The organism is Halobacillus campisalis, assembly GCF_030345335.1.
Classification (GTDB): domain Bacteria; phylum Bacillota; class Bacilli; order Bacillales; family Halobacillaceae; genus Halobacillus_A; species Halobacillus_A campisalis.
In genome coordinates this window covers 36329-48671 of the sequence record NZ_JAPVRC010000003.1, presented here as the reverse complement: position 1 = coordinate 48671, position 12343 = coordinate 36329, and the positions used below count along the sequence as shown (strand labels likewise).

General features: G+C 43.6%; 8 protein-coding genes. All 8 read left to right on the top strand.

What is annotated here, in order from left to right; genetic code table 11:
- The first annotated feature begins 546 nt into the window (after window positions 1-546).
- The 8 genes from O2Q26_RS07715 (at window position 547) to argF (ending at window position 11551) form a co-directional block, all read left to right on the top strand.
- Window positions 547-1857: a lysine N(6)-hydroxylase/L-ornithine N(5)-oxygenase family protein gene (locus O2Q26_RS07715; protein ID WP_289215372.1), complete on the top strand. Its 1311-nt coding sequence runs from the start codon at window positions 547-549 to the stop codon at window positions 1855-1857.
- A 323-nt stretch (window positions 1858-2180) separates the two neighbouring features.
- Window positions 2181-3215 carry an N-acetyl-gamma-glutamyl-phosphate reductase gene (argC, locus tag O2Q26_RS07710; RefSeq protein ID WP_289215371.1) on the top strand — a complete coding sequence of 345 codons (1035 nt, stop codon included), beginning with the start codon at window positions 2181-2183 and terminating at the stop codon, window positions 3213-3215.
- A gap of 22 nt (window positions 3216-3237) precedes the next feature.
- Window positions 3238-4464, top strand: coding sequence for a bifunctional ornithine acetyltransferase/N-acetylglutamate synthase (gene argJ / locus O2Q26_RS07705; protein ID WP_289215370.1), 1227 nt, complete (start codon window positions 3238-3240; stop codon window positions 4462-4464).
- Window positions 4427-5245 carry an acetylglutamate kinase gene (argB, locus tag O2Q26_RS07700; protein WP_289215369.1) on the top strand — a complete coding sequence of 273 codons (819 nt, stop codon included), beginning with the start codon at window positions 4427-4429 and terminating at the stop codon, window positions 5243-5245. The genes argJ and argB overlap by 38 nt, the downstream gene beginning before the upstream one ends.
- Window positions 5242-6399: an acetylornithine transaminase gene (argD, locus tag O2Q26_RS07695; RefSeq protein WP_289215368.1), complete on the top strand. Its 1158-nt coding sequence runs from the start codon at window positions 5242-5244 to the stop codon at window positions 6397-6399. Before argB ends, argD begins: the two co-directional genes overlap by 4 nt.
- A gap of 107 nt (window positions 6400-6506) precedes the next feature.
- Window positions 6507-7571 carry a carbamoyl phosphate synthase small subunit gene (locus O2Q26_RS07690; protein ID WP_289215367.1) on the top strand — a complete coding sequence of 355 codons (1065 nt, stop codon included), beginning with the start codon at window positions 6507-6509 and terminating at the stop codon, window positions 7569-7571.
- Window positions 7564-10587 (top strand): carbamoyl-phosphate synthase (glutamine-hydrolyzing) large subunit, encoded by a 3024-nt coding sequence (gene carB, locus O2Q26_RS07685; protein ID WP_289215366.1) that lies wholly within the window; start codon window positions 7564-7566, stop codon window positions 10585-10587. The genes O2Q26_RS07690 and carB overlap by 8 nt, the downstream gene beginning before the upstream one ends.
- A 1-nt stretch (window position 10588) precedes the next feature.
- The gene (argF, locus tag O2Q26_RS07680) at window positions 10589-11551 is read left to right on the top strand and encodes an ornithine carbamoyltransferase (RefSeq protein WP_289215365.1); all 963 of its coding nucleotides are present in this window, start codon (window positions 10589-10591) and stop codon (window positions 11549-11551) included.
- Window positions 11552-12343: the final 792 nt, after the last annotated feature.

The following is a 12343-nucleotide window of genomic DNA, read 5'->3' as shown; positions in this document are numbered from 1 at the left end:
TTTGCATGCATACAAAAGTCTCGCTGGTGATCACTCAAGAGCAGTTATTTTTTAAGTGAAGCACCTCAAAAAATGCTTTCGTTATCCTCGAAAAGGCAAGAAGTTCCAAGAAGAGGCTAGACTCTTGGAATACACAGTGTTTTCTAATATTTCCAATAGTTGGCTGATATTTTTAAACTTGGTATAGTTTCGAGCACCTTCCCATCGTATGGTGGCTTTAGAAAACGGTGAGACTCCTGTGGGATGTACATGATCGGTGAGATCCCGGAAGGCGCAGCCTGAGGAAGCTCACCACATGCCCACGGAAAGCGATCCGTTTTCTAAAGCCACCATCTCCTCATACAAAAGTCTCGAAACGGATTCTTCAAGAATAGGGAGCTTTTATGAATATCAATACGGAAATTTAACAGAGCCAAATGAAATAGTTCTTTCTGTAAACTCATTCTCAGAAAGTTTTATATATTTCAAAGGGAATATGATACCATGAGAAAAGCGAAAGATTCTTAGCGCGCAGGCTTTTTTTGAAAAAGGAGTAGTGAATGAGTAATGAAACAGCAGGATAGAATGCACGACCTGATTGGGGTGGGGGTTGGCCCTTTTAATTTGAGCCTAGCCGCCTTATTAGATGAAATAGACGATGTTGACAGTGTCTTTTTTGAGCAGAAAGAGCAATTCGACTGGCATCCAGGCATGTTGATCGAAGGCACTAAGCTTCAAGTCCCTTTCCTCGCAGACCTTGTGACGATGGCAGATCCGACGAACAAGCATAGCTTCCTCAACTATATAAGTAAAAATGATCGTATGTATCAGTTCTACTTCCTCCAAAGACTCGATATCCCTCGTCGAGAGTATAATGATTACTGTCAGTGGGTGTCCCGCAGGCTTTCGAGCTGTAAGTTTGGACACGAAGTAACAAGCATTCGTCATGTGAAAGAACATGAAGATTATTTTGAAGTCACGGTAAAAGATTTAAAAACAAACCAATCGAACGTCTATAAAACGAAGCATATCGTCATGGGGACGGGAAGTGTACCCGTTATGCCTAAATCGTTTAAGGGGCTTCCTGAAGAAGATGTTTTCCATACTGCAGATTATGTCCCGAACCAGGATCGCTGCCGAAGTGCTCAATCTGTAACAGTGGTAGGTTCCGGCCAAAGTGCAGCAGAAACTTTCCGGGAATTACTCAAGGAACAAAGGGAATGCGGCTTTCGCCTCGACTGGATTACACGCTCGGCAAGCTTTGAATCCATGGAAGAGTCGAAGCTGAGTCTTGAGCACTTTTCTCCAGATTACGTGAAATATTTCTATCAGCTTCCCCAAAAGGATAAAGATGAAATATTTGCGAACCAGGGACTGTATTACAAAGGCATCAGTAATCATACCATCGAAGATATTTACAATCTTCTGTATGAATACTCCATTGGGGAAGATCAACTGAATGTTGGTATGCAAGTCTTAAGTGAAGTGAGAGGGATCGAGGAGAAGGATGACGGCTCTGGTTATGTGCTCGATTGCTATCACTGGCAGAAAAAAGAAACATTCAAACATCATAGTGAAGTAGTCATAACTGCAACAGGATATAAGCCTCACGTGCCGGATTTCGTTCATTATTTAAGTGATTTCTTAGAATGGGATGAAAAAGGACGTTATAAGGTTGAAGCGGACTATCGTTTAAAGAAAACGGAAGAAACCGACAACGAAATTTATGTTCATAGCGGGATCTCTCATACCCACGGGGTAGGTTCAACTAACCTGGGTCTTGCCGTACACCGAAATAAAGTTATTATCAACCATCTATTAGGAAGAGAAGAGTATAAGCTTCCAGACAGAAGTATTTTTCAATCTTTTGATATCTAGTAAGTGAAAACCAGCATAATGATGCTGGTTTTTTTATGCAATCATTCACCATTATTCCGTATATTCAGTGAATATTCGTATATGTAAATTTCTATCTATTTCAAAAATAACGGTTCCATTAACGAGAGATGATCAAAAAAATTTTATTTTTTATTGAAAGCGCTTACTAATAACGTGTGACTGACATTGTTTAACGTATTTTATATCCTTAAAATTAAATTTTCACCCCGAGCTGTTGACAGATTTTATTACAGGGGTAATAATGTCATAAATATACGGTATATATAATAATTATACATAAATGAAAAAGAGGTGACTGAAGTTTGGATATCGGAATAATCGGAGCGACAGGATATGGAGGAGTAGAACTCTTCAGGCTCTTATATAATCATCCAGAGGTGAAAACTATCAATCTATATTCTTCCTCACAAAGTGGAGAATTTATTCAAGAGATATACAGCCATTTGAACAATGAAGAATATGTTTTAAAAGACCTTGATACGGAAGTAATGAAGCAGCAGCTGGATGTCATTTTTCTGGCCACGCCCGCAGGAGTTTCGAGTGAACTTACGCCACAGCTTGCAGGAGGCAAAGGAGTTGTCATCGACCTCTCGGGCGACCTTCGTCTTAACAGTCCAGAAGAGTATACAGCCTGGTATAAAAAAGCCCCGGCTTCAGAGGAAGTACTAAAACAGTCGGTTTATGGACTTTCGGAGTGGAACAAGGAAGCGATCCAATCTGCAAAAATAATCGCCAATCCTGGATGTTACCCGACAGCTGCATTAATTGGGTTAGGACCTGTCATGCATGAACGATTAGCAGACCCTTCCCGAATCATCATCGACGCTAAGTCCGGAGTATCAGGAGCGGGTAAAAACTCTAATCACGTGACACACTTTGCGAATACTCAGGAAAACTTCCGAATATATAAAGTAAATCAGCATCAACATATACCAGAAATTGAGCAGCAGCTCGGAAATTGGAATGAAGAAACGGAACCTATTACATTTTCCACCCACTTGGTTCCCATGACTCGAGGAATTATGGCGACGATGTATGTAGAGCTGAATAATGTACTCAGCTTAGAAGAATTGGTCGACTTATATCAGACGGCCTATAAAGATCATCCATTTGTAAGAGTAAGGGGAGCAGGCGATTTCCCTTGTACGAGAGACGTGTATGCATCTAACTACTGTGACATAGGGCTCGCAATGGATGAACGTACAGGCAGACTGACAATAGTAGCAGTCATTGACAATTTGATGAAAGGCGCAGCCAGCCAGGCTGTCCAGAACATGAACCTGACACAAGGAATAGATGAAACAACAGGGCTGATGCATGTCCCTGTATATCCATAACGAATAGAAAGGGAGAGAGCGATTGATTCAAATAACGGACGCGCACAAGATTTCAAAGGTGGAGAATGGAACTCTTACATCGCCTAAAGGATTTATGTCGGGAGGACTGCATTGCGGCCTGCGACGAGCAAAAAAAGATTATGGATTATTGATGAGTGTTCAGCCCGCCTCTGTCGCGGCCGTTTACACCCAAAGTCACTTTCAAGCTCCTCCTTTAAAGGTTACACAAGAGAGTATTGCTTCTTGTAACAAAATTCAAGCTATAGCTGTAAATAGTGCAATTGCTAATGCGTGCACAGGAAAAGAAGGTCTTGAGAATGCATATAAAATGAGAGAACTGATTGCAGAACGTTATGAGCTGCCTGCAGATCATGTCGCTGTTGCATCAACAGGTGTCATCGGTCAGCAGCTGGAAATGGACAAGATCGAATACGGCTCGCAAAATGTCCAGCTGAGTAAAGAAAATGCCCATGATTTTCAACAAGCGATTTTAACGACGGATACATGTGAAAAATCAGCATGTTACCAAATCGAAATTGATGGAGAAACGGTTACGGTAGCTGGCGCAGCTAAAGGATCTGGGATGATCCATCCGAATATGGCTACCATGCTGGGCTTTATCACTACGGATGCAGCAATAGGTTCAACCCATCTTCAGACGGCTTTGAGCCTATCTATCGAAAAAACCTTTAACCAAATCACTGTGGACGGCGAAACATCGACGAATGATATGGTGTTGACCATGGCAAACGGAACAGTAGAGAACAACCCGCTTTCCCCTGAACATCCGCAGTGGAGTGCATTTCAAGAAACGCTCCAGCTCGTCTGCGAAGATTTGGCTAAAAAAATAGCTAAAGACGGAGAAGGAGCGACGAAATTGATAGAAGTCAACGTCACAGGAGCTCATACAAACGAGGAAGCTCGTATTGTTGCGAAAAAAGTGGTCGGTTCTAGTTTAGTGAAAACGGCCGTTTACGGAGTGGATGCAAACTGGGGAAGAATCGTAGGCGCAATTGGTCATAGTGAAGCCAAAGTCGACGCTGAACATTGCAAGATATACATCGAAAGCCAGCTTGTATTCAGTGATGGCACTCCTTCTCCTTTTTCTGAAAAGCAAGCAGAAGAAGATATGAGTAAGGAGACGGTGACGATCAATATCGAACTGCAAGAAGGTACGGGATCAGGGACAGCCTGGGGGTGTGATTTAACATATGACTATGTCAAAATCAATGCAAGCTATCGAACGTAAACAGAAGCCCGTCCTCGTTATTAAACTAGGAGGGAGCATGATCAACCACCTATCGGAAAGCTTTTATAAAAGCTTCTGCGAATTGAAAAAAAGGTACCAATGCGTAGTTGTACATGGAGGCGGTCCGGCTATCACAGCACTGCTGGAGGACTTGGACATCAAAGGAGAGTTCTTCGAAGGGCTTCGGAAAACGACGGCAGAAACCCTTGAAGTGGTGACGATGACGTTAGGCGGAACGGTCAGCGCCCAGGTAACCTCCGCATTTACTAAACAGGGGGTTCCCTGCGTAGGCCTTAAAGGCTCTGATGGCGGCTTGCTTCAAGCACGTTTGATCGATGAAGAGAAACTAGGTTTTGTTGGAGAAATAGAAGGTGTGAATGGCGGATTGATCCAGCAGATTTTAGAGAAAGATTATATTCCTGTCATTGCTCCGCTCGCAACTACAGCTGATGGCCAGATGGTGAATGTTAATGCTGATGTGGCTGCAGCAGCTGTAGCTAATGCTCTGAATGCAGAAAAATTATTGTTTGTAACAGATGTGCCGGGCATTATGAATGAAGACGAAATTATTGAACGAACGACACCAGAAGAGATTGAATCTATGATCACAGCAGGTGTCATCTATGGAGGCATGATTCCGAAGGTCAAATCAGCTGTCAATGCCTTATCAGAGCACTTGCATGAAGTTCTGGTCGTAAGTGGAGAGCAATCATTAGTACAAGGAGACGTGATTAAAGGAACCACGATCCATCAGACAGTAAAGGAAGGAGTAGTCAAATGAGTGTATTTCCAACCTACAACCGTTTTCCTCTTACGATTGAATCAGGGGAAGGCACAGTAGTGACTGACCAGAAAGGCAGGGAATATTTAGACTTTGTATCTGGAATTGCGGTATGTAATTTAGGACACCGTCCTCCAGCTGTGGAAAAAGCCATTCAAAAGCAGCTCGGAAAAGTATGGCACGTTTCCAATTTGTATGAAATCCCAGGTCAACGAGAAGCGGCTCAACTTTTGACGGGGCCAACGGATTTGGATTATGCGTTTTTTTGCAATAGTGGGGCAGAAGCGAATGAAGCTGCCATCAAGCTGGCCCGTAAGCATACAGGCAAGGATAAGATCATAACGTTCAAACAATCCTTTCACGGTAGGACGTTCGCTACGATGAGCGCCACCGGTCAGGATAAAATTCATGAAGGGTATGGGCAGCTGCTGCCGACATTTGAATATCTTCCTTACAATGATGCAGAAGCTGTATTTGAACTGGCAGATCGCGGAGAAGTGGCCGCCATTATGGTTGAAGTGATTCAAGGCGAAGGAGGCGTCGTTGAGGGGACAGAGTTGTTTTTGAAGGCTGTGGAGCAAAAATGTCAGCAGATCGGTGCTTTATTGATCATCGATGAAGTACAGACCGGTATCGGAAGAACAGGGAAGCCCTTCGCTTATCAGCATTTTCATCTGGATCCGGACATCGTAACTTCTGCAAAAGGGTTAGGAAGCGGTTTTCCAGTCGGAGCTATGCTTGGGAAAGCCGAGTTAGCAGAGACATTCACCGCTGGTACTCACGGATCAACTTTCGGCGGCAGTCCTTTAGCATCAGCTGCTGTTACAGCTACACTGCAAACCATTTTTCCAGAAGAATTTTTGCAAGGTGTGCAAAGTAAAGCTGAGTATTTTCGAAAAATGCTGGAAAGGAAGCTGTCGCCGGTAGCGAGTGTAAAAGAAGTCCGGGGCAGGGGACTTATGATCGGCATAGAACTTGATGACCCGGCTATCGATTACATTCATAAGCTTAGAGAAAAAGGTTTATTAGCTGTACTGGCCGGACCACAGGTTATTCGCTTGCTGCCGCCACTGAATGTGACAGATAAAGAGATTGATCAGGCTGTTACGATTTTGGAAAATGTGCTGGCTTTTGAAAAAGCGGCACATAAATAATCACTTAACTTTGTGGGAGGGGGGTCTTCCTTTCTACGAAGTTTTTTAACTTAATAAATGTATAAAAATACTAAAAAACTAATAAAAATGCAGCGAGGTGGAGTATGATGCAAGGATTCTTAACATTACAAGAGGGACAAAGCTATCAAGGCGAGGCTTCTTCTGATTGGCAGAAGCCGGTTGAAGGTGAGGTAGTATTTTTTACAGGGATGACAGGCTATCAAGAAGTATTGACTGATCCTTCTTATAAGGGCCAAATCGTTGTATTTACGTATCCGTTGATCGGAAATTATGGAATCAATGAAGATGACTTTGAGAGCGAAGAGCCACAGGTCAACGGCGTAGTTATGCTTCAGTGCGCTGACACAGTATCTCATTATCAAGCTACGATTTCATTGAAAGATTATTTGAAAAAATGGAATGTTCCATTTCTAACAGACGTCGATACAAGAGAGATCACTAAATCTATCAGAAGTGAAGGCACTTGTCAGGGAGCCTTAGCCAAAGAATCTGTCTTGCCGTCAGACAAGGAGCTTATGGGTCAAATCTATCAAGCGTATAACCCAATTACAACTTGTCATGGAGAAGGTAAGAAACATATCGTAGTCATCGATTTTGGATATAAAAGCTCAATTGTGGAGCAATTAGTGGAAAAAGAAGCGAAAGTCACTGTCATTCCATTCACGAATTTGAGTGACGTTTATAAATTGAATCCTGACGGAATCGTGCTTTCTAACGGACCTGGTGATCCAAAAGATGCGACAAAGTATCTTGCTGAAATAAAAGAAATTCTGGAAGCTTATCCTTCATTAGGGATCTGTTTCGGTCATCAAATTATTGCTCTGGCATTTGGCGCAGACACAAAAAAGCTGAGTTTTGGGCATCGAGGCGCGAATCATCCGGTGAAAGACGTCCAGTCGGGGCGTATTTTCATTACTTCTCAAAATCATAATTATGTTGTTGATGAAGAAAGCCTTAACGATACGGTGCTGGAAGTCAGTTTCAGTAATGTGAATGATGGATCGGTAGAAGGACTATTGCATCCATCCAAACCCATCCTTTCGGCACAATTTCATCCAGAAGCCAACCCCGGTCCGGAAGACGCTCTCTGGCTGATCGATGAATTCCTAACTGACATACCAAGTAAGAAAGGAGTGCAAGTTTATGCCTGAAAAAGTGTTAGTGATCGGGTCTGGTCCTATCGTGATCGGCCAGGCAGCTGAATTTGATTATTCCGGGACGCAAGGATGTCTTGCTCTTAAAGAGGAAGGACATGAGGTAGTGCTCGTCAATAATAACCCGGCAACTATAATGACGGATAATGAAATTGCAGATACCGTATATTGCGAACCCCTTACGGTCACAAGTATAGAAGCGATTATTAAAAAAGAATCCCCTGACGCAGTTCTAGCAGGGCTTGGCGGCCAGACGGCCCTTAACCTTGCCGTAGAGATGGATAAACACGATCTTTTTGAAAAATATAACCTGACTCTACTGGGGACGAGTATTCAATCGATACAGCAAGGGGAGGACCGAGAGCTGTTCCGTGAGCTTATGGATGAACTGAATCAGCCGGTACCTGAGAGTCAAGTCATCGCAAGTGTAGAAGAAGCCCTTCAATTCACCGATACATTCGGCTATCCGGTAATCAGCCGTCCCGCTTATACACTTGGTGGACGCGGAGGAGGAATTACCGACAATCAAAAGGATTTAAAAGAACTGATTCATAATGGTTTAAAGGCCAGTCCAATCGGCCAGGTCATCATCGAAAAAAGCATCGCAGGGTTCAAAGAGGTTGAATATGAGATCATGCGGGATGTGAACGGAACATGTATCAGCGTATGTAACATGGAAAATTTCGATCCCGTCGGGGTGCATACAGGCGATTCTATCGTAGTTGCTCCGTCCCAGACGCTTACGGATCAGGAATACCAAATGCTCAGAACAGCAGCTTTTAACATCGTCGCTGCACTTGACGTTGTCGGCGGCTGTAATGTTCAGTTCGCTCTTGACCCTTACAGTAAAGAATATTATGTCATCGAGGTAAACCCGCGTGTCAGCCGCTCCTCCGCGTTGGCCTCCAAGGCAACCGGCTATCCGATTGCTAAAATGGCGACGAAGCTGGCACTTGGCTTTCAGTTGGATGAACTGAAAAACCCGCTGACAGGTACGACTTTCGCGAGCTTTGAACCGGCCCTTGACTACGTTGTCGTCAAGTTTCCGCGCTGGCCATTTGATAAGTTTACCGGAGCTGATCGCAAGCTCGGTACAAAAATGAAGGCTACTGGGGAAGTAATGGCCATTGATCGTACACTCGAAGGAGCTTTTCAAAAAGCGGTATCTTCGATGGATCAATCGATTCCATTCATTCCGGAGGATGAGCTTTATGTTCATTTGAAGAAGCCGACAGATTTACGCTACTTCGCCATTGTACAATTACTGCAGCAGGGGGAAAGTGTAGAGGCGATTCATAAAGAGACAGCTATCGATCTGTTTTTCTTAAATATCGTGAACAACATTGTAGAAATGGAAGAAAAGCTTGAAAGTACTTCATTGGATAAAAAGCTTTTACAAATAGCAAAAGTGCAAGGGTTTACCGATAATAAAATAGCCGAACTGCAGCAGAAGACCCCTGCAGAAATTAAAAAAATTCGCAGCGAATACGGCATAAAGCCTGGATATAAAATGGTCGACACATGTGCAGCGGAGTTTGAAGCTGCTACCAACTATGTTTATACGACTTATGCTGGAATCAATGAAATAGAACCGCTGCCATCTAATAAAAAAGCCTTGATTATAGGATCGGGGCCTATACGGATCGGACAAGGGGTGGAATTCGATTATAGTGCGGTTAAAGCTATTCAAAGCCTGCGGAACCTTGGCTGGACGACCGTCATGATTAACAATAACCCCGAAACGGTGAGTACGGACTATACGACAGCCGACCGTTTGTACTTCGATCCAATTAATAAAGAAGTAATCGAGTCGATAGTTGAACATGAGGACATCGATCTCATATTCACGCAATTCGGCGGGCAGACGGCGATCAACATTGCGGATGAATTAGATGAAGCAGGCCTCCCTTTAGCTGGAGTACCGATCGATACGATCGCTCAGCTTGAAGATCGAGAACAATTTTACGATGTACTGAATCGTTTAGAAATCCCTCATATCCCTGGCTCCATGTGCCATACGATGGAGGAAGCATTAGAAGCAGCAAGTTCTTATGAGTACCCGCTGCTCTGCCGTCCTTCGTATGTGATCGGAGGCATGGGGATGGTGAAAGTAGAGAACGAAAAAGAATTGAAAAGTGCCTTGGAACATACAGATGCTCGTCATTATCCGATCGTACTCGATCAGTTTATGACGGGAAGTGAGTCGGAGATTGATTTAGTTGCAGATGGCCACGATGTTTTCATTCCTGAAATCATGGAACACATCGAACCGGCAGGGGTACATTCAGGCGATAGTATGGCGATCTTCCCATCAACGAATTTATCTTCTGAGGTCAAAGAAACCATGAAGAAATATGCACGACAGCTTGTCCAAAAAGTAAATTATCATGGACTGATGAACATCCAATTTTTACTGTCAGGCGATACTGTTTATGTGCTGGAGGTCAATCCGAGGGCAAGCCGTACGGTGCCGATCATCAGTAAAGTTTCAGATGTATCTCTTGTGGAGCTGGCGGTAAAAGTACTCGTGAAAGATCCTGATTTTAGTTTGGGAAATGAGAAACAGCCACTTATTCAAAAGGCAGCGGTCAAGTATCCTTTATTTTCTTCCCATGCCATGCCTGAGCTTGACCACAAGCTGGGAGCCAATATGCTTTCCACGGGAGAAGGAATGTGTCTTGGAAATACCGTAGAAGAGGCTATGGCCAAAGTGTTCGCACACCTGCCTAATCCTTACGAAGATGAGGATGTATGTTTGATAGAAGCGGTTTCGATTGTAAAAGGAAAATCGAGCGACTTGAGCTTTTCAGATTGGATTCAGACGAAAGAAGCGAAAGTTTATATGAATGATGGAAATTCGAAAGATGATTCATATAAAAGAATCCAGGCCTTGAAAAGCGGGGTCACCGTATTCACTGAACCGACAACGTTCAATGCATATATAGATTCACTGGCGTATGACCCATATCAGCCGACCCCGCTGCCCGGGAATACAAAAAAGGAGTGTGTTTAGAATGAACTTAATGGACGAAATGATGACTCACACCCACACATTAAAAGGCCGCAACGTACTGAGCTGGCTTGATTTCACACAAACGGATGTGTCTCAGCTTCTGGCACAAACCCAGGACCTTAAAGAAAATCCGCACAATAACATGATGAGCGGAAAAACATTAGGTATGATTTTCGAAAAATCTTCGACACGTACAAGAGTTTCATTCGAAGTAGGTATGGTTCAGATGGGGGGACACGCCCTCTATTTGAACAGTAGGGACATTCAAATCGGCCGTGGTGAAACAATCGCTGATACTGCAAAAGTGTTATCAGGTTATGTAGATGCCATCATGTATCGTACGACATCCCATGAAAAATTAGCTGAACTTGCGGAACATGCCACCATTCCAGTTATTAATGGCCTATGTGATATATACCATCCATGCCAGGCTTTAGCTGATGTATTCACTATCCTTGAGCTGAAAGGAAGATTATCGGGAGTTAAAGTCGTTTATATAGGTGACGGCAACAACGTAGCCCATTCTCTTATGATTCTATCCGCAATGATGGGGATGGAGGTCGTAGTGTCTTCACCGAAGGGATATGAACCAGACGATGAAATCGTAGAAAAAGCAAATCAGGCAGCTAAAGAAAATAGAGGTTCTGTAAAAATTGAACATGATCCTATGATTGCGGTACAGGGTGCCGATGTAATCTATACCGACGTATGGACGAGCATGGGGCAGGAGGAAGAAACGGAAGTGCGTTTAAAAGATTTGGCTGATTATCAGGTGAATGACGAATTACTGAAAATCGCTAAGGAGGATGTCCACTTTTTACATTGTCTTCCCGCACATCGTGAGGAAGAAGTGACAGCTTCTGTTATAGACGGACCTCATTCGGCTGTTTTCCAGCAGGCAGAAAACCGCCTGCACGTTCAAAAAGCAATATTACAATCGGTGGCTGGTCATCGTTGTTCATAAAAAAGATCCCTGCTGTGATGGCAGGGGTCTTATTTTTTACATAAAATTAGTGCTGCATTATTGTTGATGTTTGGTAAAGAGTTATTCAATAATATAGCAGGATCATGGAAGACTTGGTTTCGCAACCTGGGGTTCGGTGCCTTAATAAGAGTCAGGGGTGGTTGGGAAGCTACTCGCTTTCCTGTGGGGGAACTGGCGAGCTTCCTCGGGCTAAAGCCCTGTGGGATCCCGCCTATTTCCTTCTCCCACCTCTTACACTCATAGTAGTCTAGGGCGTGATTAAGTTCATAAACCTTATGGGGGACTATCCAGCTCCAGCGCTTAGCGGCTATTGAGACTTCCTTCACTTCTGTCCGATAAGTCAACATCGAATCACTCCGTTCTTCGTGTTTCCTTTATCTCCGTCAGCTCAGTCCAGTCCATACGCCGCTGAACGAAGCGCTTACGCTTTTACAAAAGGAGTCTCGCAGCTTCCCAACCACCCCATTCGATAGAAGTTAGAAACGAACCCGTTTGGATTGGATTAAAAAACTTTTGAGCTCTCATTTAATCAGCGTATCTTCTATAGCGAGATTTGTAAGTCAACAACGAACCTACTACGTTGTTCTGATTTTCTTTATCTCCGTTAGCTCTGCCCAATCGATACGCTGCTGAACGAAGGCTTCTGCTTTCAACACTAGGAGTCTAACCGTTTCCTTCAGCCCCATCCGCTATAAATTCTCTCGGAAATAATCACAATCAATCTTAATCGATAGGGAATAAAGTGAACAAAAGTCAGTGACCTAGCCTTTC